Source organism: Acinetobacter sp. NyZ410 (genome assembly GCF_022828975.1).
Lineage (GTDB): Bacteria > Pseudomonadota > Gammaproteobacteria > Pseudomonadales > Moraxellaceae > Acinetobacter > Acinetobacter guillouiae.
On record NZ_CP094620.1, the window covers coordinates 2379753 to 2403308 of the forward strand.

Below are 23556 nucleotides of genomic sequence, written 5' to 3' on the forward strand. Positions count from 1 at the left end.
GACATTAAAAAACCACTCATAAAGAGTGGTTTTTTTGCCTACATGAAAAGCAATTTAGTGGTTTTCAGAAGCGTGGTTAATTGTATACTTTGGAATTTCAACTTCCATATCTTCGTCTGTGATTTTAACTTGGCAAGATAGACGCGAATCGGGTTCTAAGCCCCAAGCACGATCAAGTAAGTCTGCTTCAACATCATCCATCTCTTCGAGCTCATCAAAGCCTTTACGTACAATTACATGGCAAGTGGTACATGCTTTAGACATGTCACAGGCATGTTCGATTTTAATACCATTATCGAGCAAGCTTTGGCACAGATTGGCGTTTGGTTCAACTTCAAACTCAGCACCATTTGGACAAATTGTTGCATGAGGTAGTACTTTAATACGTGGCATAGTCGTTACCTTAAATTAGTTTGAGTTAGACCAATCATCAAGCTTGGTGCCTTTGAGTGCATGATCAATGTGTTGATTCATACGTTCTGCAGCAAAGGCATCGCTATAAGTTTTTAACTGTTCAACAGCATGCTCAATCGATTTGATATCGTTTGTTTCAAGCTGAGCTTTTAAAGCTTCAGCGGCTTGGGTGAGTGCAGTCAGTTGTTCAGTACTGAGCAGATTGGAGTCAATCTTTAATGCCTGTGTTAAGGCTTCAAGTTCACGCTGTGCTTCAACTTTAGTTTCATTGAGATGACGAAGATTTTTATCTTCTTCAGCGAATTTATAACCTTCTAAAAGCAAACGTTCAGTATCGGTTTCAGACAATCCATAAGAGGGTTTAATGTCGATTTGCGCATTGACCCCTGATGTGGTTTCTTTGGCTGAAACAGTAAGCAGGCCATCTGCATCGACCTGAAAAGTGACTTCAATACGTGCCTGACCCGCGGTCATTGGTGGGATACCATGTAATACAAAACGACCTAAGCTGCGGCAATGCTCAACTAAGTCGCGTTCGCCTTGCAAGACATGGATCAGCATGGCGGTTTGACCGTCTTGATAGGTGGTGAACTCTTGACGGCGTGCAACAGGAATGGCTGTATTACGTGAAATTAAACGTTCAACCAAACCGCCCATGGTTTCTAGGCCAAGTGACAGCGGGGTAACATCTAACAGTAATGAACCATCTTTAGAATTTCCAATGAGCTGATTCGCAGTGATCGCAGCGCCAATCGCCACAACTTCATCAGGATTGATGGTACAAAGTGGTTCTTGCTTAAATACTTCACGCACGACTTTCTGTACAGCATAAGAGCGGGTTGAGCCACCAACAAGAACTACATTTTGAATATCATCGAGTTCAAGTTTTGCATCACGCATGACACGTTTACACACATTGATCGTCTTATCTAATGCCACTTGAATGATTTCTTCAAATGTTGTGCGATCTAGCGTGAGATGATGTGTTAGAACTTTAATATCAACAGAGGTTGCATCACTGAGTGCTTCTTTGGCTTTACGCGCAGAAACGATAAAATGTGCATATTCTGCATCATCTAAAGTTTCAATATTGAGTTGTTTTTTTGCCCATTTCACAATAAGGCGATCTAGGTCATCGCCACCCAGTGCGGTATGACCGCCTGTGGCTAAAACTTCAAACACACCTTGAGAAAAACGCAAAATAGATACATCAAATGTACCACCACCTAAATCATAAATGACATAGTTGCGGTCTGTTGTTAGGTTACTCTCTTGGTCCAAGCCATATGCAACAGCCGCAGCGGTAGGTTCGTTGAGCAGGCGTAATATATTTAAACCCGCGAGTTCAGCTGCATCGCGTGTGGCTTGGCGTTGTGCTTCATCAAAGTAGGCTGGAACCGTAATCACAGCGCCATTCACCGGATTGCTTAAGCTTTGTTCAGCGCGATCTTTCAGTTGTTTTAAAATTTCTGCGGAGATTTCTACGGGTGTTTTACGACCTTGCGCTGTTTCAAATGCTGGCATTTCATTGTCAGCACCCGCAAGCGTGTAAGGGTGTTGAAATTTAACATCTGCTTTAGAACGACCCATAAAGCGCTTAACAGAAACAATGGTATTTTTAGGGTCAGCAGTAATAAACGGTTTTGCTGCATCGCCATATTCGGTTGAATTTTTAGAATAATGTACAATAGAAGGAAGTAACACGCGACCTTGCTCATCGTTCAGTACTTTGGCTTTGCCTGATAATACCGTAGCAACAAGAGAATGGGTTGTCCCTAAGTCGATACCAATCGCAATACGGTGTTCGTGTGGCGCACTTGATTGTCCTGGTTCAGCAATTTGCAAGAGTGCCATTTGTCACATCCTTAAAATAAAAACTAAAAACAAATTCGGGTAAAACATATAATGAAAGTTAAAATTTAGAAATCATCATCTAAACTAAAATCTTCATCATCTAAAAGCTGATCTTCGGCTTTATCAATATCATTCATGACTTTTTGAAAGAATCGTAACTTGCGCACAGTGTCACGTGCTTCAGCCCAATCTTCATCCTCAAAATCAATTTTGAATTCACGAACTAAGCCATCAATCCATTGTTGGACTTCTTTTTTTAAAGAATGCAATTGTTCAGTATTGGTTGCTTCATCAAGCTGCTCACGAATTTCTAAAGCAGATTGTAAGAACTCAAAATCACTAATTGATTGATCTAAGTGATGATCTTGCTTTTTGAGTGAGAGTAGATAAGCAGCACGACTGTCTACATTGGATAAAGCTTTATATGCCTGATTAATTTCACTTGATTTAATCAAAGCTTTGTCTTTATCTTCAGCTTTATCAGGATGATATTGCTGTTGTAGTTTTAGGAAATTAGCTTTTAATGTCGCTAAATCAATATCGAGTGCTTCCGGGAGATCGAACAACTCAAAATGACTCATGGGAGATACTCATCCACGATGTTTTACAGGAAAACGGTGTAATTAAATGTGATTAAAACAGTGCAAGACACTGTTTTAACATGAGAAAAAGCAGGGCAGATTATACAGTGAAAGATTCACCACAGCCACATTCACCTTTTTTATTTGGGTTATTGAACTCGAAGCCTTCATTGAGACCATTTTTAACATAGTCCATTTCCATACCATCGAGATAAACCAAACTTTTTGGATCTACAAAAACTTTTACACCAAACTGCTCGAACATTTGATCGTGAGTGTCGATATCATCAACAAACTCAAGTACATAAGCTAAGCCAGAACAGCCTGAAGTTTTCACACCAAGACGAATACCTTCACCCTTACCGCGATTCTTTAAGTAATTGCTGATATGAGTTGCAGCATTTTCAGTTAGATTGATCATGAAAACTCCGTTAAAAAATCATCTGCTAAATTTGACGAACAGATATTAGGCTTTAGTTTTCTTGCTACGGTAATCTTCAACAGCAGCTTTAATTGCATCTTCTGCAAGTACAGAACAGTGTACTTTTACAGGAGGAAGTGCAAGTTCAGTTGCGATGTCGATATTCTTAATCGCCTGTGCTTCGTCAAGCGTTTTACCTTTTAACCATTCGGTTACGAGTGAACTAGACGCAATTGCAGAGCCACAGCCATAAGTCTTAAAGCGAGCTTCTTCAATTACACCACTGTCATTCACTTGGATTTGTAAACGCATTACATCGCCACATGCAGGTGCACCGACCATACCTGTACCAACATTTTCTGCATTTTTATCCAACACACCAACATTACGAGGATTTTCGTAATGATCTATTACTTTTTCGCTATAAGCCATGTTGCTTCTCCAAACCTCGGGGTCAGCGTTGATAATATGTATTTCTACAATCTAATTTGGTGGCATTTTACTGATTTTCAATAAAATGCCGCGTTTTGATTTCAAGGAACTTAGTGTTCAGCCCATTCAACTGAATTTAAGTCGATCCCTTCTTTGTACATATCCCAAAGCGGAGAAAGCTCACGCAATTTCTCAACAGCAGCTTTAGTAATCTTAATTACATGATCAATGTCTTCTTCAGTCGTATAGTGACCAAAGCTAAAACGAATTGAACTATGTGCTAACTCGTCAGAAAGACCGAGGGCACGAAGTACGTAAGAAGGTTCAAGTGTTGCAGATGTACATGCTGAACCAGAAGATACAGCAGCATCTTTTAACGCCATCATCAATGATTCACCTTCAACAAAGTTGAAGCTAACATTTAAGTAGTTTGCAACATTGTATACAGGGTGGCCATTTAAGAAGACTTGTTCTAAATCTTGTAAACCGTTCCAGAGTTTGTCACGGAGTACACGTAAACGTGTTTGTTCAGCTTGTAAAGATTTGCCAGCAAGTTCAAATGCTTCACCCATACCGACGATTTGATGGGTTGCAAGTGTACCTGAGCGCATACCACGTTCATGACCACCGCCATGAATTTGTGCTTTGATACGAACACGTGGGCTACGGCGTACAAATAAAGCACCAATGCCTTTAGGTCCATAAACCTTATGACCTGAGAAGCTCATCAAATCAACTTTCATGGTAGAAAGATCGATTTCAACTTTACCCGCAGCTTGTGCAGCATCTACATGGAAATAGGTTTTATTGGCACGTGTTAACTCACCAATTGCAGCAACATCTGTCACAGTACCAATTTCATTGTTCACCATCATCAATGAAACAAGTAGCGTATCTGGACGAAGTTCAGCTTGAACCATTTCTGGGGTAATTAAACCAGTTTTAGGTTCAGGTTCAAGATAGGTAATCTCAAAACCTTCTTCTTCTAATTCACGACAAGTATCTAAAATTGCTTTATGTTCAATTTTACTTGTGATGATGTGTTTGCGTTTAGAACCGTAAAACTGAGCAACACCTTTAAGGGCAAGGTTATCAGATTCAGTAGCACCAGAAGTCCAGACAATTTCGCGTGGATCAGCTTTTACTAAATTTGCGACTTGTTCACGTGCATATTCAACTTTTTCTTCAGCTTGCCATCCATAAGCATGTGAGCGAGAAGCAGCATTACCGAATGTACCATCAAAGGTTAAACACTCCATCATGCGTTCTGCTACTTGAGGATCAACAGGCGTAGTTGCTGCATAGTCAAGATAAATCGGACGTTTCATGTCAAATACCTGTAACCGATAAAAGGGCTGAATCAAGAGGTGCTGAATTTTGGCGAACCGCAACGGTTTGTACGTTGTCACGAGCTACTAAATCCGCAAGGGTGATTTTAGCTAAATAATCGGCAATATGGAGAGAGAGTTCTTGCCATAAATCGTGAGTTAAACACATTGCACCATTTTGGCAGTTGCCTTTGTGGTCACAACGAGTCGCATCAACGGTTTCATTTACAGCTTCAATAATTTCTAAGACAGTAATTTCTTCAGCATGGCGCGCTAAGTGGTAACCGCCATTTGCTCCACGAACACTTGAAACTAAGCCATGACGTTTAAGTTTAGCGAACAATTGTTCAAGATAAGCGACAGATATCGTTTGGCGGGTTGCAATTTCTGCAAGCGTAATCGTTTGTTCAGGTGGCTGCAATGCTAAGTCAAGTAGTGCAGTCACTGCATAGCGACCGCGAGTAGTTAGGCGCATGATTCGATACACATGTTTTAGACTAGATGTATGAATTTTATGAATCCTGACTAAAATAGTCAAGTATTTTTAAGTTTAATTCTGACTAATTTAGTCAGAATTTATTATTTGAACAAAAATTACTGGAAAATTTCAATTTTTGTTCAAATTTTATGAAAATATTTGCCAAATATTATACACGACTAATGCCATAAATAGAAAGCCCAATACGCCTAAAGCCGTATATAAACGTTGTTGATTGAGCTGCAAGCGTTTAACACGATTTTGATATTGTTTCACTTCAACTTGGAGTGTGTTGATCTTAGAGCGTTGCTGATCAATCTTTTCAAGCAAAGGGGCAATGCGTTTTTTTGATGCTTTTGTCTGGCTGTCATCATCTGGATTGGTTAACCATTGCTTCCAGTCTGAAAGCAATTTAGGGGCAGTTAAGTGTACAACTAGATCACGGAACTGTTCCTTGAGCAGGTTATCGCCTTCCAGACGCATTTTTTTCATGCTACGACGATTAGCAAAGACAAAAATTTGGATGAAATCGATGAGTGTGCTACTCACAGAAAGGTCAATGGCTTTTTCTGGAGGCTGTAAATCAAAAAGAATACCACGATCTGTAAATTGAACATAAAAGTCAAAATAAGGAATATAACTATTCATTTTAATTGTAATCTGCTGTCCGACGAATTTTTTTGCCTGTAAGCGAACAACACGATCATGTTTTAATACGAAAGAATAAATGGTTTCCAATATAATCATGACAATGTTTAGCAACAAACGAGAATGACCTTGCTTTTGTTGCGATTCATTCATAAAAAATTCCTATAGCAAAACAGAGAGTCCGATCTCTAAATAAATTTGAAACAATCTCATCCATGACTGGAAACACAATATTTCAACAATGATATAAAAATTATCTTAATAACCATTGTCGAATTGCCAAGTGTTCCTTAACATTAAAACAATTACTTTGCTTTGTAGAACAGTTTAGCAAAAGGTTCAATAGTTTTATTTGATAATATAGCAATATTTTCTACATAATTTGGTCATATAGGTCATTACACGCTGGAGTTTGGGGTAAATGGAGCAAGATATGAAAAAGAGCAACAAAGAACAAACGGATCTTTATGAAGATCAAAATGAATTTGATGAATCTCAAATAAAGCCTAGAAATCATAAAAAGTCAGCATTAGATTTCAGAAAATATACAAAACAAATCTGGTTGGCAGGGTTGGGAGCATTCTCCAGAGCCGAAGAAGAAGGCAATAAACTCTTTGATTCTTTAGTCAAGGTGGGTGAGGAGCTTGAATCCAAGACAGTTGAAGTCACAGATCAGACAGTCAATAAAGTCACTGAAAAAACCAAAGAGTCAGTTGCAGAAACCAAAGACAAGGTTGAAAAACTTTTAGATCAGCGTGTAAATCATTCATTAAACAGAATTGGTTTAGTGACTGCTAAAGATCTTCAGCATTTGGAAAACTTGATCCTGCAACTCCACAATAAGGTCGATGCATTGGCTGAAGAGAACCAGAACTTACGCGACCAATTGCTAAAAAAAATGAAATAATTACCATTAATCCAAAAAAATCGTAAATTTTAGTCGTAATTTTTGTGAAAAGCGTGTTTGGAGTCTTGCGTTTCCCCCCAAAGCATTGCTATAAAGTCGTCATGGCCTTTGATCTACAGCCTTGGAACTTAAACAAACGATATAAGAGGACGTAATCTTCATGAATAAATCAGAATTAATCGATGCGATTGCAGAAAAAGGGGGATTGTCAAAGTCCGATGCTGGTAAAGCATTAGATGCGACTATTGCTTCAATTGGTGAAGCGCTTAAAAAAGGCGACACAGTGACTTTAGTCGGCTTTGGCACATTCAGTGTTAAAGACCGTGCTGCTCGTACTGGTCGTAACCCTAAAACTGGTGAAGAGCTTCAGATTAAAGCAAGCAAAGTACCTAGCTTTAAAGCTGGTAAAGGCTTAAAAGACTCAGTAGCTTAATCTGAGCTTGTTAAAAGCGCGCCTTTGTGGCGCGTTTTTTATGAAATATATTAAATTATCAGTGATTGCTCGTTCATTCATTTCACAATTTCAGTTAGAATCCTTACGAAATATAATATTGGAATACTCATGGAATCGTTTCGCACTCTCATAAGGGGCTGGTTTGGTAAAGTTCTCCTTGTGTTATTTTTAGCGCCATTTGCTGTGGTTGGTATTGAAGGCTATTTCAGCGGTGGGCAAAAAGCAGACGTAGCTAAAACTGTTAATGGTCAAGATATTTCTAAAAAAGAGTTAGAAACGGTTACAAAAGGCTATACAGATCAATTATTGGCAAATCCTGCTATACATGGGGATGAGTCTTTATTGAACAAAGAATTTATTGCAAATAAAGCACTTGATTACCTAATTAGCCAAAGTCTTTTAAGACAACAAGCTGATAAGTTAGGTGTGACTTTGAGCGATGCTCAAATTGAACAGAAAATTGCACAAATTCCTGCTTTTCAGGAAAATGGTAAATTTTCAAATACACTATATGCAAACTATTTACGTTCACAGGGTTTAACTAGCCAAGCATTTATCCAAAATATTCGCCAAGATTTTGCCTTAAGCATTTTGAGCTCTACAATTTCGGATAATGCACTGATCAGTAAATTGGATATCCAGCAAATTGCCAATTTGCAATCTGAACAACGTGAATTATTCTTATCAAGCGTTAAACTTGATGACTATAAAGCCAATGTTAAAGTGACCAATCAGGAAATTGCGGATTATTACAACAAGCATCAAAATAAGTTTAAACAAGTTGCTTCAGTGGATGTGGACTATGTGGTGCTCAGCCCAGCGATATTGACACAGCCAAATGCGGCAGTGACTGATGCTGAATTACAACAAGCTTATACTCAGTTTGTAGAAAAATATAAGCAAAGTTTGAAGCGTGATGTTAAACATATTTTGATCACGACTGATTCTCGTACGCCTGAGCAAGCTGCTGCACTTGCAAATGAAGTGTATGCAAAAATTCAGGCAGGTACGTCATTTGCTCAAGCTGCTGCGCAATATTCAGAAGACCCTGATTCTAAAGCGAAAGGTGGTGCACTTGCTGCCTATGCACCAGGTGCTTTTGGTGATGATTTTGATAAAGCTGTGAACTCAACAAGCAATGGTCAAGTGTCTAAGCCTGTTAAAACTCAATTCGGTTATCATTTGATTGAAGTGAATACACCAGTAGATTCAGTGCCATCATTTGAGTCGAAAAAAGCTGAATTGACTGCTGAGGTTTTAAAGAATAAATCAGCCAACTATTTCTCAGACACTGTAAATAGTTTAAATGAGCAAGTGGTTAACAGTGATGCATTGGATGTGGTTTCACAAGCAGTGAAGACTGTTCAAGTTCAATCTGCAAATAATGTGAATTTAACGACAACCAATCCAGTTCTTGCTGATCCTGCTGTTAAATCTAAACTGTTTAATGACGATGTGAAAAGCGGAAATACGACGGCTTCAAGTAATATCCAAACAGCCAATGGTGATGTTGTCTGGGTTAAAGTTCGTAAGTATCATCCAGCAGGTGTACAGCCTTTAGCGCAAGCAACTGCGCGTGTAAAAGCACAATTGATTGAACAAAAAGCGTTTGATGCTGCCCATGCAAAATTAAATGCCATGATTGCAGATTTCAAAAAATTGCCGGCTCAAGAGGTTACTGCGAAATATCAGTCTAATTTTGTCCATGCGGGAACATTCACACGTTCAAAAGGCCTTAAGCGTGAGATTGAGCGCGTTGCCTTTAGCCAGCCAGTACCTAAAGCAGGCATGTGGTCTGTCAGCACTGCCAAGCTGCCAAATGAGTTAGTTGTTGTGGCTGTAGCGAATGTGAAAAAAGTAGATACTGCTCAGATGGATCCAGCTGAAGTTCAGCAACTTACGCAAATGTATCAGAAGTTCCGTGGTGAACAATTATTAGATGATTATTCGCGTTATTTAAAAGCTCAAGCAAAAATTAAATAATTGATCTTCTCGGATTAAAAAAAGCGCCTCGGCGCTTTTTTTATGTGAAATGGAATATATCGTGAGTACAGAAGCTATATCACTAAGATGTGATTAGCGGATGTCTCTAATCTTTTTTAGATCTGATTGCGATATTGGCTTGGGCTAAGTTCAAATTGTTTCTTAAATGCCTGACTAAATGCAGTTTCAGATGAATATCCCACTTGGTGTGCAATCTGCTGAATAGGCAGTTGTCCCTGTTTGATTAGCTGGCTGGCAAGACGTAAGCGATGTTGTTGCAAGTAGGCTAAAGGTGTTTCCCCAATAATTTGATTAAATAAGCTGGCAAATTTAGAACGCGACATACAACAGGTTTCAGCTAAGCTTTCTACGGTCCAGCTTTGTTCTGGACGACTGTGAATGGCTGCAAGTGCATTTGAAAGTTCAGGATGTACAAGGGCATTTAACCAGTTATTGTGATCTTGCATTTGCTCAATATAGTCACGTACACACTCAATCATCAAAATACTGACGACGTGGTCCATAATTTTATTTTTACCTGCCATGGTTCTACGGGTTTCAGCAGAAACAAAATATAATCCAATTTTAAGCCATTCAGGTGCCTCATCACTTAAGGCATTTTGTATATGCAAATATGGTGGCAGTGCATTGATCAATGGACGAGCCATGATTGCATTCATATGGCATCGTACAGAAAGGATAAGGGTCTTTTCTGAGCTTCCTTGACCAAATTCAATTGCGTCTTGTCTTAATCCATCAAATAGTGATTCTATATTGAGGCTTTCAACTAACTGCGTGTCTAAATGATTTTTTACCGTGTGTGCTAATCCTGCTGGAATTAAAAACATATCGCCGGTTTGTAGTGCAGCAGTCATTTTGGGTGAAAATTCTAAATAAGCATTTCCATACAGAACAATATGCGCGATCACGGCATCTTGTTTTGGACTCTGAAACGACCAATCACCTTGAGCTTGAAGGTAAATATATTCTGAATGGTTGAGATGAATATCATCAAAAATTTTACTTAAAGCATCCATAGATTCAGTTCAAATTTCCTGTTCTCAAATAATAAAAATGTTTCATGCTATTAAAACATGTGCGCAAAGGACAAACTCTATGTTGAAGATGCCAAAGACTTTTTCATAGGTTTTATGGACGCTTACAACTGTCTTTAAGTTGAATTTTACATAAATATATAACTAAGTAGAAAGATAGGGAAGATATAGCCATGAATGCACCAGTTCAACTGACAGAGCAGCAATTGCAACAATTAAAACCAAAGTCAGGTTTGGCACTTGATAAAAAGCGTTATCTTTGGATGATTAGCCCATCACTTCCAGTGATTGGGTTAGGAATCTTAGCGGGATATCATGTTGCACCTAAGCCACTGAAAAAAGTTTTTGCATTGGGTGGGCCACTGGTACTGCATGTGATTATTCCAGCCATAGATTCATTGATCGGTAAGGATAAAAACAATCCGACCAGTGAAGATGTAAAATTACTTGAGCAAGATCCGTATTATTCACGTTTGGTCAAATCCTTTATTCCGATTCAATATGTTGCCAATGTATATGCTTGTTATTTGGTGGGACGTAAACAAACATCTCTTTTAGATAAGATTTTGCTTGGTATCTCAATGGGTGCAATTAATGGTATTGCCATTAACACAGCACATGAGTTAAGCCATAAGCATGACCGTATGGACCATATTTTATCGCATTTGGCATTGGTTCCATCAGGTTATAACCATTTCCGTATCGAACATCCTTATGGACACCATAAACGCGCTGCAACGCCTGAAGATCCAGCCTCATCGCAAATGGGTGAAACGCTCTATGAGTTTTTACCACGTACCGTCATTGGTTCATTTAAATCAGCGATTGAAATTGAAACCAACCGTCTTAAACGTAAGGGTCTTGGATTCTGGTCTAAAGATAATGAGTTATTGCAAGGCTGGACAATGACCGCAGCATTCCATTCATCTATGGTCGGGTTATTTGGTAAAGGTATTTTGCCTTATTTGGCAACCCAGTCAGCTTATAGTATTACGTTGTTTGAGATCATCAATTATATTGAGCATTATGGTTTGTTGCGCCAAAAAGATGAAAATGGCAAATATGAACGCACAATGCCTGAGCATAGTTGGAACAATAACAACATCGTAACGAATTTATTCTTATATCAGTTACAACGTCATTCAGATCATCATGCCTTTCCGACACGCCCATTCCAAGCGTTACGTCACTTTGATGAAGCACCTGAATTACCAAGCGGTTATGCAAGTATGCTGTTGCCAGCGATGATCCCGTCGTGGTGGTTTAAAATTATGGATAAGCGTGTATTTGATCATTACAAAGGTGATTTAAATAAGGCCAGTATTTATCCAAAACGCCGAGCAAGCATTTTCAAAAAATTTGGTGTCGTGGACAAGTTATTGAATAAGTAAAATTTAATTTTAAGATAAAAGCCCAGAATTGGGCTTTTATTGTTTTTGAGCATTAAAAATATTCCAGCATTTTTAAATGTTGACTAACGCTACTTTTAGTTGTGAGTCATCCTTGTTAAAGCATAAGCACTTGTCACTCAATTTTAATGAATATAAAAAAAATCCCTGAAATACTATCTTTCTTTTTCTGTTTATTTCATAGTATTCACTAATTAGTATTTTAAATTTACAAATGTAATTTGGAACTTCGTATGAAATGGGAAGAAATAGGCAATCAACCGTGTTCAATTGCGCGTACATTATCTGTATTGGGTGATCGATGGACCATGCTTATTTTACGTAATGCTTTTATGGGTTTACGTCGTTTTGATGATTTTCAAGAAAATTTAGGTGTGACAAGACATGTATTGTCTGAACGGCTAAAACGTTTGGTTGAGCATGAAATACTGGTTAAAGTGGCTTATGTCGATCGACAAGAGCGTTATGAATATCGCTTAACTGAAAAGGGCTTAGATCTATATCCTATTTTATTAACCATGGTGGCATGGGCGGATAAGTGGATGGATGAGGGGCTGGGTGCACCTATGGTGTATCAACATACCGTTTGTGGTCATGAGTTTACTCCGATATTGGTATGCTCAGAATGTCAGCAGGCGGTGAATGCAAGACAGGTGAAGCCAATCGTTAGCTCTGCGTTTTTCCAATACTTAGCGCAGAAAAAATTAGCTTGATTGCTATTCCCTAGATGATTTTCGATATTTATCATGAACTAATTTTAGATTAAGTTGTTGGTAAATATCATAAAAATATAAAGACATGTGCACTCATTATCTTTAGTGTTGGTGAAAATGTTTAGATGAAGCGTTGCAAGTAATTTGAACTTTTAATTACTGATATTGTTTTTGATTTTTGTTAACAAGATATAAAATATGTGATTGTTCAATTTAAAAAATATATAATTTAAATTAATAAGTAAAAGTATGAAAAACAGTAACTGTAATCTTAGTTTAGAAAATAAGGATTATTGCTTGATAAAGAATAGAGCGATTTTTTAAACAGATAATTTTGATCAAGTCATTCACTTTTATATACTTATTTAACTGATGCAAAATTTTAATAATTTATAAAATATTCAATATGGAGTAATCGAATGGGAATTGGTTCAAGCCCAACAGTCGGAAGTACTTGTGATACGTGCCTACAGAAGTTTACGATTCATTTTCGAAGATGTGAAGATAACATATATGATGGAAGTTATGGTTTTGATTGGTACAGACCAGAATACTTTAAAAAATTAACCAACTATAGACCGAATGCAACAACAAAATTTGGAAACAAAGTTGCTTTAGTCAGTGGTTCGATACAATCATTAAAAGCGACATATACCCAAGACCAAATTACCAAAATTAGCCCATTTGGCACAGAATATATCCCTGCATGGTTAGCAATTTACCCAAGCTCACAAGGGGATAGCAATAGTTCTAATCCTGTCAATCAAGGGGTTAGGCTTAATTTAGAGTTGAGACTATTAGATTCAGAAAATAATTTTTCATTAAAAAATGATGGAACAAAGATTAAGTTTGAAGTTTCAAATCCGAATATTATTATTGAACCAGCAGAGTTCAGTGTCGAAGATTTTATTTACGCCAAAAAAATGACCCGAGATTTAGGCGAAGATACTAAAAGAGAAGAAGAGATTTATTATTTAGCTTCAGAAATAGTGAATATTAAATGCACAGGTGCTTTGCAAAAACATGAAGAAATCATTGTAACAGCAATAAAAGGAGAGACCCAAGAGAAAGTTGGGAAGCTAATGCTTTATCATAATGCCGTGATTCCTACTATATCGGTTATCTTTGTAGACGTTATAACTGATGGAAAAAAACCAAGCCGTTCACATGATTATGAAAATTTTTTGAAGCATAACTCATTTAACCAAGCTTTAATTAATGTAGAAATAAAAAATGCCCCAACATTTGATTTAAACAAATATCGTAGCAAAGACGATGATGTTAATATATCTTTGAATAAATTAAATATAAATGACACGGGTTATTTTTTAAGTGACTTAAGTAAGTTTTATAAAAAATATCAAGATAAAAACTTAGCGACTAAAAATTATGTTTTCGTAACAACTGTAGAGATAAAGAATGCAGTTGGTGCTGGTGGTGACAGCGTTACCTTATTTAACTGTCCTCAAAATATATTTAATCAAGTCGTGGTACATGAATTAGGGCATCGTTTTGGATTAGATCATTTGTTTGAATCACAGAAAATTACAGCCAAAGGATCGAGCTTTCAATTTATACAGGGTACTACAGCTAATTTTTTAGATTATGATCATTCGGATGGCGTAAATTTAAAAAATAAAACTGCAGTCAATCCAAATCAAACATTAAAATATTTTTTTAAATACCAATGGGATTTTCTCAGGAAGAAAGTGAAATAATTTACGCTATAGCCAGTTTAGATATTTACTCGCTATATTGATGGGGTTGATCTCATATTAAGTTAAACGAATTAATATTTACGAACTGATCACAAACAATTTGCAGGTTTAGGGATACCCGCCAAACGGCTTAAATGGCGGGCAACCAGTCCTGTATTAAACTTGTCTTGTAAAACAGCATTATCAATTGCTGGGTTGATCGTTTTCATTAAAAATTTAATCAGTGGACGAGTTGCAGGAGAGTGGCCAAACTGGGTATAAAATTGACGTACTGCATATAAAACTTCGAAATGCCAAGGTGTAAGCTCGAGTTCTAAACTCTGTGCCAGCTCTTGAGCAACCTGTTCATTCCAAACCGTATAATCAACTAAGTGACCGTCTTGGTCTAATTCTAAACTCATAAAACCGCCTAAACAAAACAACAGAAACAATGTAACTTTTGATCAACAAAACATCAAAGATTGATTTTTAAAAAATCGAAATAAATTTACAACCTAACTGACTATTTTAAACTGATACAACGGCTAAAGTCTAAAACTAGCTGTGCAAATTGTGGGTAAGAAATTGATTTAAAATTTTCAGGAATGGATTCTGATAAAATCTCAGCATCATTTTCAAGAAGATAAAGATTCTGTCTGTTTGTTAAGCGCTGATCTGCTGCAAACAATACCGCATCACCCATTAAAACAATGTGATCATGAGAACCGTAGAGTTGATCCAACTGATTCAATATATGGTCTGTATGTATAAAAGAAGATTGAATTAAATAAAGCGTTTTATCTGACATTTAAACTTTCCATCCACAGCTTACCAATACAACACATGATCAAAAGACTGAATAAATTCAGCATTCAGTTCTACAAATTCCAACTCTTGTTGTGATTGAGTAACAAAAGTCGATGATTTATTCATATTTTCTACTAAAACTGGTGTTAAATCATAGAATTCAAAGCTATCGACCAGATTTGAAGCAAGCTTAAATACGTGATTTAATTGGCTAAAAGCCATTTCTGATTTAAGTAGGCTTAATCCAGCGTCTTTAAGTAACACTTTGACTTTACTGCCAAAAGTTGCAAGCACCATGGTTGCTGACAAACTTTCATGTACCTGCAATGTATTTAAATTTGCTTGGGTTATCACAACGAGCACAGTATTCACACAAATTACCTTTTAAATGCAACACGCTAATGGGATGATCAACTTAGAATTGAATGATACGATCTGTAGATTGAACAGCATCTGCAAGTTCGCCTAAACCCACAAGTTCAAAGCCTTTTGCAAGATTATCGGCTGGAATTTGGTGACGTTTGGCATTCTCTTGATCTGTTATCCCCCGCGCTAATGCAGCACTCACACAGACAGGAAGTCGAATTGAGAGTTTTTGCCATTCTACAGATAAATTACGTTGATCGTCAGGAACCCATTGCAAGTTGTTCGCAACTTGTACACCATCTTGATAAAAGAAAACACGAAATTCTTGATCTTCAGCTTGCAGAGATTGAGCTAAACCCAATGCATGCCATGCATGGATTGAAGTCGGTGCTGCAGTGATTAGTAATAAAGTACTCATTTGATGGCGATTCACTTGGAGAATGGACAGTTTGCAACATTCAAACTTGATAATGATAGGTAGTATACAATGATTTTAGTGACTGGTGGTTTAGGCTTTATAGGCTCGCATGTGGTTTTAAGTTTGCTAGCTCAAGGGCAAGCGGTCGTCATTGTGGATAATCTAGCCAATGCCAATCTGCAATGCTTAGAGCGCTTAGAATTTATTACAGGAATGTATATTACCTTTGTCAAAATTGATATTCGTAATACCCCCGCTTTAAATAAAGTATTTGAACAATATTCAATAGATACCGTTGTGCATTGTGCGGGTTTTAAGTCTATTGAAGAGTCAAACCTAAAACCACTTGAATATTATAATGACAATCTCAGTTGTATTATGAGTTTATTACGCGCGATGCAGCGTACTGGTGTCAGAAATTTGGTACATCTTTCTAGCCTTATGGTTTATGCGCAATCGAGTTTAGAACTGAATGAACAAACCGCATTTAATTATAGTTACCCTAATCCTTATATAAAATCTCAGCAAATGATTGAAGAAATCATTAAAGACACCTTTAAAACTGATGAAGAATGGAAAATTGCCATTTTAAGGGTTTCAAATGTCGTCGGTGCATTTGAGCATGGCGTCTTGGGTGAGTTTGTTGCACCACTACCTAAAAATGTTGTCCCTTTGGCTTTACAAGTTGCAGCTCAACAACGTGATCTAATTGAAATACAACGTAATTCAGAGACTGCGGATAAAACGACTGAGCGTAGCTTTGTGCATGTACTTGATGTATGTGAAGCAATTAAATCAACTATTCTTTGGCTACATGAGCAGGGCAATGTTTATCAAAGTTTTGATATTGCAGGTCCTGTCAGTTCGATACAAAACCTGATCAACTTGATCGAAGAGGTTACGGCGAGTCAAATCCATCAAATTGATGCGGTGTATAAATTAGATGAACTGGATCAGGTTGCATCTACCAGCCAAAAAGCTTTTGAGGTTTTAAAATGGAAAGCACAGCGCTCGCTTAAACAAATGATTGAAGATGAATGGCGTTTTTATCAAAATACCTTAAACAATCGATAAAAATCCAGAATAGATGATTATTGTAAATAATTATCATTTACATGTTTGGTTGATTTGTTTAGCATAATCGCTTCGCTGAAGCTGGTGTTTTTACGCAGATGTTGTCAAAACAAGCTTTAACTTGAAAATAAGATATGGATAAAGAAGAGGTTGAAAATGCAAACACGTATTGAACATGACACAATGGGCGATGTTGAAGTCCCAAGCGAAGCAATGTGGGGCGCACAAACTCAGCGAAGCGTAGAAAACTTTAAAATTGGTACAGAACATATGCCGCGCCCGATGATTCGAGCGATGGGGCTGGTCAAAAAGGCAGCGGCAATAACCAATGCCAGCTTAAACCAAATTCCGCATGATCTGTCACAGTACATTGTCGATGCTGCCGATGAAGTAATTTCAGGTAAATGGGATTCACAATTTCCTTTGGTGGTTTGGCAAACAGGTTCAGGTACGCAAAGTAATATGAACTGTAATGAAGTCATTGCCAATATTGCCAATCAAAAATTAGGTAATCCATTAGGTTCGCAAAAGCCAGTGCATCCGAATGATCATGTCAATCGTGCACAATCTACCAATGATTCATTTCCAACAGCGATTCATGTGGCTGCTGCGGTACAAATCAATGAGTTGCTTATTCCAGCAGTAAAACGCTTACGAGACACTTTACATCGCAAATCTGAAGCGTTTGACGATATTGTTAAGATTGGCCGTACTCATTTACAGGATGCAACACCACTTACATTAGGACAGGAATTCAGTGGCTATGTTTCACAGCTGGATCATGGACTAAAACGTTTACAACAGGCTTTGGTGTGGCTCTATGAGTTACCACTTGGTGGTACAGCTGTTGGTACAGGTTTAAATGCGCATCCTGAATATGCAGACAAAGCAGCGGAAGAATTAGCCAAACTGACGGGTTTGCCATTTATCAGTAATCCAAATAAGTTTGAAGCACTTGCTGGTCGTGATGCTGCTGTATTTGCTTCTGGTTCATTGAAAACCTTAGCTGCAAGTTTAAATAAAATTGCCAATGATATACGTTGGTTAGCAAGTGGACCACGTTGTGGTTTGGGTGAGTTGCGTATTCCAGAGAATGAACCAGGTTCAAGCATCATGCCAGGTAAAGTCAACCCAACCCAATGTGAAGCAATGACCATGGTGGTTGCGCAAGTGATGGGGAATGACACCACGATTAATTTTGCAGGTGCAGCGGGGAATTTTGAACTGAATGTTTATATGCCTGTGATTGCATATAATCTTGTTCAGTCGATTCAATTGCTTGGCGATGCATGTAACAGCTTCGACGAACACTGTGCTGTAGGAATTGAGCCAAATCGTGAAAAAATTGATTACTTCTTACATAATTCATTGATGCTGGTAACAGCACTGAATCCTGTGATTGGTTATGAAAATGCTGCTAAAGTTGCTAAAACGGCTTATAAAGAAGATAAGACTTTAAAAGAAGTCGCGATAGAACTTGGCTTTGTCACGGCTGAACAGTTTGATGAAGTGGTACAACCTGAAAAAATGGTACGTCCAAACGCGAAATAATGAGTTATAAGCGACTATACTTTTGATGATTTATTGAGAAAGCATCAGTCGTTTAAAAAAGCACCTTAAGGTGCTTTTTTATTTTGAATTTGGAGGAGTTATAGGACTCGCATTAACCATGTTTCTTCCGAGCCTTATGGTCACTTTTATTATGTGATGACCCTCTAATTGAACGCCGTTTTCTCAAAATACTGAACAGCAGGTGAACGTGACATATAGGCTAAAGCCTGCTCAGTATCGCCTTCATAAATTGGGTTAAACTTTGGAGAGGTCCAACGTAGAGTGGCTTTCCATAAGTATTTAATGGTCGGTAGGTGATCTGTTTTAGTTGCAGTTTTTTCAAACTCTCGAATAAAAGCAAAGAACCCACGGCGCATTAATTTTTGGATGTGCTGATGTTCAGTATCTTGTTGACCAAGACTGCGAGCAAAATCAACGAGGAAGTAAATAAAAAGCGGAAAAATTCCCATCATAATGATTTGTCTGGAAACATAAAAACCTAGCTTTTGTTGTAATAAATGCTCAAACAAATCATAAGCGACACAACGATGTTCAACTTCTTCCGCGAGATGCCAGCGGAATAAATCAGCCATAGCTGGATCTGCTTTATCCCAAGATTTGCTATCAAGTGTCCATTGCCCAATTGTACCTGTAAAGTGCTCGATCGCTGCAATAACACCTACACGAAAGATTAACCAATATTCGTCAAATTTTTTCCCTTTTAAAAAAGGGATTCCTAATGGTTTGTCACCTAATAGAATGTTGAAAACAAGATGGGCACGATTTAATGGTTCTTGTATGTCATAGCCATTTTCTCTTAAAAAGTCTTGTACTTTTTCATGTGCGCGTGCATGTGCAGCTTCTTGACGGACAAAGCCAATAACGTCTTGTTTTAATTTTTCATCGCTAATATGTGGAAGGGTTTTATTAAATACTCGACAGAACCAAAACTCGCCCGCAGGCAAAAGCATATTGATACCATTGGCGATATGTGAACAGAGTGGATCATCTGGCATCCAACATACAGAAGACTCAGAAAAATCGAAATATACTTTTCTTGCTTTAATTTGATGACTTTCCGTGATCATTGTGGTTATCCAACATGAAACTGTTAAGCGATTAAAAGTTTTTACCATTTAGAATAATTAGCGACCATATCCTTTGAGGACACTTTTTTTGTGATTTTTACTCTTTTGAGTAGAAAATATTGCTTTAGAAATTTAATATTATTTTTTTAAGTTATTGATATTGTTATTTCTTAATTTAAAAATCCAGAAAATAAAGACGTGAAAATCAATGTGGATTAGATGATATAAAAATAATTTTAATAGGTTGAATCAGCTATAGAAATATCAAATTTCTATATTGCAATACTGAGATTTGAATTCAGCGATTGTTCAACAAAAAAAAGATAATTCACGAATTATTGATTGGTTTATATTGATGATTTTACTAAGTTTTATTTTATAAGTTCTGCATTGTTTTTGGGTTGTAATATTTACTTTTGCTTATATATAAGATACTTATAATTTAATGAAACCTAGGGTTGCTGTTGGTTTTATCAATTTTATTAACAATTTTTAATTTTATTTTTCAATAAAAATTAATTTATAGTGTCAGCTCAACTTTATAATATTGACTCAGGTATAACATGAATAAAAGAAAAGTTATTACAGTCTTCATTACAAGTGGTATGGTCACTTTTGCCATAGCCGCAACCACACTATCACCAAACCAGAATAACCAGAGTGGAATCATCCCAACAGGCTATGATGATCTGATATTTAGTGTATCCAATGGCAATTGGGTAAAGAATATTTCCTTACCGAATGTAGCAAAAGAAGGTGCCTTAATTACAATTCAATCAACTGCGGGTTATGACAGTGATATTGATTTAAGTAATGTAAATATTGAAAAAAAAGGCGTTCTCACACTAAAGTCTGGAAACAGTTATCGTTTTAAATTTAGTAATGGAAAATGGGAGTTTTATGCGCCTGAAACTGCCAATTTTACGCCTGAAAAAAATGGCAATACTATTCCAGTATTTCAACAATCACAGGCGCAATATGTTTTAAGTGATGCTGCTTGGGCTGAGACAATTCATTTACCGCAAACAGGTCAGAATGGCCAGATCCTTGTGGTTAAGTCTAATGCGCTTAAATCCTCCAAAATTAATTCACAAAATGCTTTATTTCCAAGTACATTGGTTGTCAATAAAAATGATGCATATATCTTTCAATATAATCAAGAACTGAGTAAATGGGTTCCACTGTCTGTTCCGACACGTATTATCAATGTGATCAATGGTAATACTGCGGCATTAAATACAGCTTTGCAAAATTTAACTGCAGCTAAAACAGAAATTCGTTTTGCTGATGGGGCGTGGGTGTCTTCATTAAAATTACCGCAAACAGCAAACGACCGAGATCGTATCATTGTTAGCTCAACTGCAAGCTGGCAATCAGTGATTGAAAATGAAAATACCAATACTACCGCAACCCTAAAACTCAACAAGGGCAATCGTTACGAGTTCATTTATATTGCAGATAAATCGTATTGGGTGTTGGCTTCGTCTCCTAAAACCGTATTCACTGCAAACACCGCTGCACAAGGCTTTACATTTAAAACCCCTGTTGTTGAAATAACCGCTGATAATGCGCAATGGGCACCTGTTGTAAACTTGCCAGCGGCTCAGTCTGGTGACAAGGTTATCTTATCTAATTCTGCGGATACAGCGTTTACAGTTTCAGGTAGCAACATTAGTGCAAGCTTAAAAAAAGGCGATAAAATCCGTTTGGTATTTAACAATGGTGTTTGGAACACCGATAGTTATCAGATTGATTTGCTGCTTGTGAATAGTCCCGTAGTCAATGACAAACTCGGTGCAACTGCTGCAAAAATTCAAGCCCGTGAAGCACTTAGATTAACCAATGAAGCGCTTGAAAACTCGCAAGCAAAAGCCTACTACAAAGAAGTTGGATACTTGGATTATCGAATCCCTGGAACGACACTCGGTGATGCGATTAATTTAGGGCGTTCAGATGCCACCGTACAAGCGGAAAGAACCAGAACAGGTGCTGACGCGGTATATACCATTACAGATCATTCGGGTTGCGGTTTAGCTTATATAAATAGTACACCGAGTAAGTACAATATGATCGGATCACATAATTATGGTTGTGGTATCACCGCAATGCGGCATGAATTAGGGCATAACATGGGACTCGGACATAGCTTTGATCGAACCACAGGTTATAACTGGGGATTTGGTCATCCTTTAGGCAGTACTATTATGGGTGGAAATCAAATTGGCTTATATTCAAGCCCTGATATCTATAGCCCTGAATATGGCGTGCGTTTAGGTGAAACTGACAAATTTGATGGCTTAAGAAAAATTAATGAGAATGTTGAAGCCATTTCAAAATTTTTAGTGGCGGTTAATCCATAATGAATAAACGGATATATCTCATTATTTCCGTTGTTTTAACTGTTTTGGTGGTTTCTTTGTTGGCTTGGTTCATCTCAGGTCAACAGGAGACAGCTGATACAGCTAAAGCGATTGCGTCTAAACAAAATGAACAAATCGATCAAGTGAATTCACCGAAGCTAAATACAAAACTAACCGAAACACAAGTATTGCAACGTATAAAAGACAGCCATGCTCGCCGTAAACTTGTATCGCTAGATGAAGACAAATTACGTGCAGGAATTTTCAATCAACAGATGTTCAATTTGAGTACTGTTGATACCGTGTCTATGCATAATCCTGTTCCTTTGACAGATACACAAAAAAAAGATGGGCGAATATTTCTGAGGAATGATCTATATACCTTAGAGGCGAAGAATGTCGGCGATCAAATCGTATTTAATGTGCCAGGTTATGGTTTAAATAGACAGGCCGTTATAGAACGTATAGAGGTAGATCCAGATGAAGATATTGTCAGTTGGTCAGGCTCACTAGAAGGAGGAGATCAAAATAGTGAGAAGTTTCATATTACTCAAACCATTAAAGACAATTTTACCATGGGTACGATTACAGCAGACGGTAAAACCTATGCCATTTTGATGAAAAATGGCTATGGATGGGTCAATGATGTTGCCAATGAATCTGCCGCACTTGAGGCAGCGGAAAAGGAGGCGGATCATGTACATTAATTTTTTTAATCTAAAGACATGATTTATTCTCTAAACTTGAAGTAGCAACAAAATGAAAATAGTCATTATTGCGTCATAACAAAGATTTAGACACCTCTAAAGGTGTCTAAAATCATCATTGATTTAAAATTATTTACGTACTGAATCAAGTACTTCTTTGTTTGTCACAACTTCTTGTGCTTTTGAATAACTTTCAATCAGTAATTGATAAGCAGGGAAGATTTGAGTGTACACTTGAGCCCATTCAGCAGCATCTTCACGGTTCCAAGTTTGTTGAATTTCTGAAGCAACCGCCGCTGTATCCATCGGTACCGCACCTGCTTGAACCACACGTGCTAAGGTAATTTCTTGTGCCATTTTGCTATACGTACCTGATGCATCAACCACAACAAAAACTTTATAGCCATCAGCAATTGCACTAATCGCTGGAAAAGCCATACACACGCTGGTAATCGTACCCGCAATAATCAGGGTCTTTTTACCTGTTGCTTTTACTGCTTCAACGAACTCTTGATTATGCCATGCATTAATTTCGCCTTTACGTGCGACATATTTTGCATGGGGTGCATTTGCGTGTATTTCAGGAATCAGTGGGCCATTGGGGCCTTGAGGAACTGAGGCCGTGGTAATGACAGGCATGTTTGATAATGATGCTATTTTAGCTAAGGCTGCTGCACGTTGGCGTAGTTCTGTCATTGGCATATCAGCAACGGTTTGAAATAAACCACTTTGATGATCAATTAACAGCATAACGGAATCATTTACATCAATCACTGGGGCTTGGCCATTAAAATTAGCTGGAGTAGACATT

General features: G+C 37.5%; 25 protein-coding genes. 10 read left to right on the plus strand and 15 right to left on the minus strand.

The window, feature by feature from the left end:
- Positions 1-54 precede the first annotated feature (54 nt).
- From fdx to MTO68_RS11230, 8 genes are all read right to left on the minus strand, one after another.
- Positions 55-393: an ISC system 2Fe-2S type ferredoxin gene (fdx, locus tag MTO68_RS11195; protein WP_004821379.1), complete on the minus strand. Its 339-nt coding sequence runs from the start codon at positions 391-393 to the stop codon at positions 55-57.
- A 15-nt stretch (positions 394-408) separates the two neighbouring features.
- Positions 409-2268, minus strand: coding sequence for a Fe-S protein assembly chaperone HscA (gene hscA / locus MTO68_RS11200; RefSeq protein ID WP_244015909.1), 1860 nt, complete (start codon positions 2266-2268; stop codon positions 409-411).
- Between the two features lie 65 nt (positions 2269-2333).
- Positions 2334-2849 (minus strand): Fe-S protein assembly co-chaperone HscB, encoded by a 516-nt coding sequence (gene hscB, locus MTO68_RS11205; protein WP_004720634.1) that lies wholly within the window; start codon positions 2847-2849, stop codon positions 2334-2336.
- A gap of 100 nt (positions 2850-2949) precedes the next feature.
- The gene (gene iscA / locus MTO68_RS11210) at positions 2950-3270 is read right to left on the minus strand and encodes an iron-sulfur cluster assembly protein IscA (RefSeq protein ID WP_034610390.1); all 321 of its coding nucleotides are present in this window, start codon (positions 3268-3270) and stop codon (positions 2950-2952) included.
- Positions 3271-3315: 45 nt separating this feature from the next.
- Positions 3316-3702, minus strand: coding sequence for a Fe-S cluster assembly scaffold IscU (gene iscU / locus MTO68_RS11215; RefSeq protein WP_004720629.1), 387 nt, complete (start codon positions 3700-3702; stop codon positions 3316-3318).
- A 110-nt stretch (positions 3703-3812) separates the two neighbouring features.
- Entirely contained in the window at positions 3813-5030 is a 1218-nt protein-coding gene (locus tag MTO68_RS11220; protein ID WP_004720627.1) for an IscS subfamily cysteine desulfurase, read from the minus strand.
- A 1-nt stretch (position 5031) separates the two neighbouring features.
- A complete protein-coding gene (locus tag MTO68_RS11225; protein ID WP_004720625.1) occupies positions 5032-5505 on the minus strand; it encodes an Rrf2 family transcriptional regulator in 474 nt (157 codons plus the stop codon).
- Positions 5506-5655: 150 nt separating this feature from the next.
- Entirely contained in the window at positions 5656-6309 is a 654-nt protein-coding gene (locus tag MTO68_RS11230) for a hypothetical protein (RefSeq protein WP_244015910.1), read from the minus strand.
- A gap of 268 nt (positions 6310-6577) precedes the next feature.
- On the opposite strand from MTO68_RS11230, the gene MTO68_RS11235 reads away from it, so the two are divergent.
- From MTO68_RS11235 to MTO68_RS11245, 3 genes are all read left to right on the plus strand, one after another.
- The gene (locus MTO68_RS11235) at positions 6578-7063 is read left to right on the plus strand and encodes a phasin family protein (protein WP_004821389.1); all 486 of its coding nucleotides are present in this window, start codon (positions 6578-6580) and stop codon (positions 7061-7063) included.
- A 160-nt stretch (positions 7064-7223) separates the two neighbouring features.
- Positions 7224-7496 carry an HU family DNA-binding protein gene (locus MTO68_RS11240; protein ID WP_004720620.1) on the plus strand — a complete coding sequence of 91 codons (273 nt, stop codon included), beginning with the start codon at positions 7224-7226 and terminating at the stop codon, positions 7494-7496.
- Positions 7497-7625: 129 nt separating this feature from the next.
- Complete coding sequence (locus tag MTO68_RS11245) at positions 7626-9500, plus strand: SurA N-terminal domain-containing protein (RefSeq protein WP_244015911.1); 1875 nt, start codon at positions 7626-7628, stop codon at positions 9498-9500.
- A 116-nt stretch (positions 9501-9616) separates the two neighbouring features.
- On the opposite strand, the gene MTO68_RS11250 is transcribed toward MTO68_RS11245, so the two are convergent.
- Positions 9617-10537 (minus strand): AraC family transcriptional regulator, encoded by a 921-nt coding sequence (locus MTO68_RS11250; RefSeq protein WP_244015912.1) that lies wholly within the window; start codon positions 10535-10537, stop codon positions 9617-9619.
- Positions 10538-10728: 191 nt separating this feature from the next.
- Between MTO68_RS11250 and MTO68_RS11255 the strand changes: the two genes are divergently transcribed.
- From MTO68_RS11255 to MTO68_RS11265, 3 genes are all read left to right on the plus strand, one after another.
- Positions 10729-11946 carry an alkane 1-monooxygenase gene (locus MTO68_RS11255; RefSeq protein ID WP_244015913.1) on the plus strand — a complete coding sequence of 406 codons (1218 nt, stop codon included), beginning with the start codon at positions 10729-10731 and terminating at the stop codon, positions 11944-11946.
- A 251-nt stretch (positions 11947-12197) separates the two neighbouring features.
- Complete coding sequence (locus MTO68_RS11260) at positions 12198-12677, plus strand: helix-turn-helix domain-containing protein (RefSeq protein WP_004821399.1); 480 nt, start codon at positions 12198-12200, stop codon at positions 12675-12677.
- Positions 12678-13096: 419 nt separating this feature from the next.
- Entirely contained in the window at positions 13097-14395 is a 1299-nt protein-coding gene (locus tag MTO68_RS11265) for a reprolysin-like metallopeptidase (RefSeq protein WP_244015914.1), read from the plus strand.
- Positions 14396-14484: 89 nt separating this feature from the next.
- On the opposite strand, the gene MTO68_RS11270 is transcribed toward MTO68_RS11265, so the two are convergent.
- The 4 genes from MTO68_RS11270 to tusD form a co-directional block, all read right to left on the minus strand.
- Positions 14485-14796, minus strand: coding sequence for a TusE/DsrC/DsvC family sulfur relay protein (locus tag MTO68_RS11270; protein ID WP_244015915.1), 312 nt, complete (start codon positions 14794-14796; stop codon positions 14485-14487).
- A 101-nt stretch (positions 14797-14897) separates the two neighbouring features.
- Complete coding sequence (locus MTO68_RS11275; protein ID WP_244015916.1) at positions 14898-15182, minus strand: DsrH/TusB family sulfur relay protein; 285 nt, start codon at positions 15180-15182, stop codon at positions 14898-14900.
- A gap of 20 nt (positions 15183-15202) precedes the next feature.
- Positions 15203-15553 (minus strand): hypothetical protein, encoded by a 351-nt coding sequence (locus MTO68_RS11280; protein ID WP_096734067.1) that lies wholly within the window; start codon positions 15551-15553, stop codon positions 15203-15205.
- Positions 15554-15596: 43 nt separating this feature from the next.
- On the minus strand, positions 15597-15965 hold the full coding sequence (gene tusD, locus MTO68_RS11285; RefSeq protein ID WP_034610427.1) for a sulfurtransferase complex subunit TusD: 369 nt from the start codon (positions 15963-15965) through the stop codon (positions 15597-15599).
- Positions 15966-16034: 69 nt separating this feature from the next.
- Here tusD and MTO68_RS11290 point away from each other — a divergent pair, with 69 nt between their 5' ends.
- Both MTO68_RS11290 and fumC read left to right on the plus strand, forming a co-directional pair.
- Positions 16035-17039, plus strand: a complete 1005-nt coding sequence (locus MTO68_RS11290) for an SDR family NAD(P)-dependent oxidoreductase (protein WP_244015917.1) — start codon at positions 16035-16037, stop codon at positions 17037-17039.
- Positions 17040-17195: 156 nt separating this feature from the next.
- Positions 17196-18590, plus strand: coding sequence for a class II fumarate hydratase (gene fumC, locus MTO68_RS11295; protein WP_004821410.1), 1395 nt, complete (start codon positions 17196-17198; stop codon positions 18588-18590).
- A 164-nt stretch (positions 18591-18754) separates the two neighbouring features.
- Here fumC and MTO68_RS11300 read toward each other — a convergent pair whose 3' ends face one another.
- Entirely contained in the window at positions 18755-19678 is a 924-nt protein-coding gene (locus MTO68_RS11300) for a metal-dependent hydrolase (protein ID WP_244015918.1), read from the minus strand.
- Positions 19679-20241: 563 nt separating this feature from the next.
- Between MTO68_RS11300 and cpaA the strand changes: the two genes are divergently transcribed.
- Both cpaA and cpaB read left to right on the plus strand, forming a co-directional pair.
- The gene (cpaA, locus tag MTO68_RS11305; protein WP_244015919.1) at positions 20242-22038 is read left to right on the plus strand and encodes a metalloendopeptidase CpaA; all 1797 of its coding nucleotides are present in this window, start codon (positions 20242-20244) and stop codon (positions 22036-22038) included.
- Positions 22038-22745, plus strand: coding sequence for a metalloprotease secretion chaperone CpaB (gene cpaB / locus MTO68_RS11310; RefSeq protein WP_244015920.1), 708 nt, complete (start codon positions 22038-22040; stop codon positions 22743-22745). The genes cpaA and cpaB overlap by 1 nt, the downstream gene beginning before the upstream one ends.
- 129 nt (positions 22746-22874) lie before the next feature.
- Here cpaB and MTO68_RS11315 read toward each other — a convergent pair whose 3' ends face one another.
- Positions 22875-23555 carry a hydrolase gene (locus MTO68_RS11315; protein WP_004821422.1) on the minus strand — a complete coding sequence of 227 codons (681 nt, stop codon included), beginning with the start codon at positions 23553-23555 and terminating at the stop codon, positions 22875-22877.
- Position 23556: the final 1 nt, after the last annotated feature.

Excerpts from the sequence above, each read along its gene's own strand:
- fdx (WP_004821379.1), bottom strand. The coding sequence starts at position 393 with ATGCCACGTATTAAAGTACTACCTCATGCAACAATTTGTCCAAATGGT.
- cpaA (WP_244015919.1), top strand. The coding sequence starts at position 20,242 with ATGAATAAAAGAAAAGTTATTACAGTCTTCATTACAAGTGGTATGGTC.
- MTO68_RS11265 (WP_244015914.1), top strand. The coding sequence starts at position 13,097 with ATGGGAATTGGTTCAAGCCCAACAGTCGGAAGTACTTGTGATACGTGC.
- MTO68_RS11220 (WP_004720627.1), bottom strand. The coding sequence starts at position 5,030 with ATGAAACGTCCGATTTATCTTGACTATGCAGCAACTACGCCTGTTGAT.
- MTO68_RS11300 (WP_244015918.1), bottom strand. The coding sequence starts at position 19,678 with ATGATCACGGAAAGTCATCAAATTAAAGCAAGAAAAGTATATTTCGAT.
- tusD (WP_034610427.1), bottom strand. The coding sequence starts at position 15,965 with ATGAGTACTTTATTACTAATCACTGCAGCACCGACTTCAATCCATGCA.
- MTO68_RS11250 (WP_244015912.1), bottom strand. The coding sequence starts at position 10,537 with ATGGATGCTTTAAGTAAAATTTTTGATGATATTCATCTCAACCATTCA.
- iscU (WP_004720629.1), bottom strand. The coding sequence starts at position 3,702 with ATGGCTTATAGCGAAAAAGTAATAGATCATTACGAAAATCCTCGTAAT.
- MTO68_RS11245 (WP_244015911.1), top strand. The coding sequence starts at position 7,626 with ATGGAATCGTTTCGCACTCTCATAAGGGGCTGGTTTGGTAAAGTTCTC.
- MTO68_RS11275 (WP_244015916.1), bottom strand. The coding sequence starts at position 15,182 with ATGTCAGATAAAACGCTTTATTTAATTCAATCTTCTTTTATACATACA.
- MTO68_RS11290 (WP_244015917.1), top strand. The coding sequence starts at position 16,035 with ATGATTTTAGTGACTGGTGGTTTAGGCTTTATAGGCTCGCATGTGGTT.
- MTO68_RS11255 (WP_244015913.1), top strand. The coding sequence starts at position 10,729 with ATGAATGCACCAGTTCAACTGACAGAGCAGCAATTGCAACAATTAAAA.
- MTO68_RS11225 (WP_004720625.1), bottom strand. The coding sequence starts at position 5,505 with ATGCGCCTAACTACTCGCGGTCGCTATGCAGTGACTGCACTACTTGAC.
- MTO68_RS11260 (WP_004821399.1), top strand. The coding sequence starts at position 12,198 with ATGAAATGGGAAGAAATAGGCAATCAACCGTGTTCAATTGCGCGTACA.
- MTO68_RS11270 (WP_244015915.1), bottom strand. The coding sequence starts at position 14,796 with ATGAGTTTAGAATTAGACCAAGACGGTCACTTAGTTGATTATACGGTT.
- MTO68_RS11235 (WP_004821389.1), top strand. The coding sequence starts at position 6,578 with ATGGAGCAAGATATGAAAAAGAGCAACAAAGAACAAACGGATCTTTAT.
- hscB (WP_004720634.1), bottom strand. The coding sequence starts at position 2,849 with ATGAGTCATTTTGAGTTGTTCGATCTCCCGGAAGCACTCGATATTGAT.
- MTO68_RS11240 (WP_004720620.1), top strand. The coding sequence starts at position 7,224 with ATGAATAAATCAGAATTAATCGATGCGATTGCAGAAAAAGGGGGATTG.
- hscA (WP_244015909.1), bottom strand. The coding sequence starts at position 2,268 with ATGGCACTCTTGCAAATTGCTGAACCAGGACAATCAAGTGCGCCACAC.
- MTO68_RS11315 (WP_004821422.1), bottom strand. The coding sequence starts at position 23,555 with ATGTCTACTCCAGCTAATTTTAATGGCCAAGCCCCAGTGATTGATGTA.
- MTO68_RS11230 (WP_244015910.1), bottom strand. The coding sequence starts at position 6,309 with ATGAATGAATCGCAACAAAAGCAAGGTCATTCTCGTTTGTTGCTAAAC.
- fumC (WP_004821410.1), top strand. The coding sequence starts at position 17,196 with ATGCAAACACGTATTGAACATGACACAATGGGCGATGTTGAAGTCCCA.
- cpaB (WP_244015920.1), top strand. The coding sequence starts at position 22,038 with ATGAATAAACGGATATATCTCATTATTTCCGTTGTTTTAACTGTTTTG.
- iscA (WP_034610390.1), bottom strand. The coding sequence starts at position 3,270 with ATGATCAATCTAACTGAAAATGCTGCAACTCATATCAGCAATTACTTA.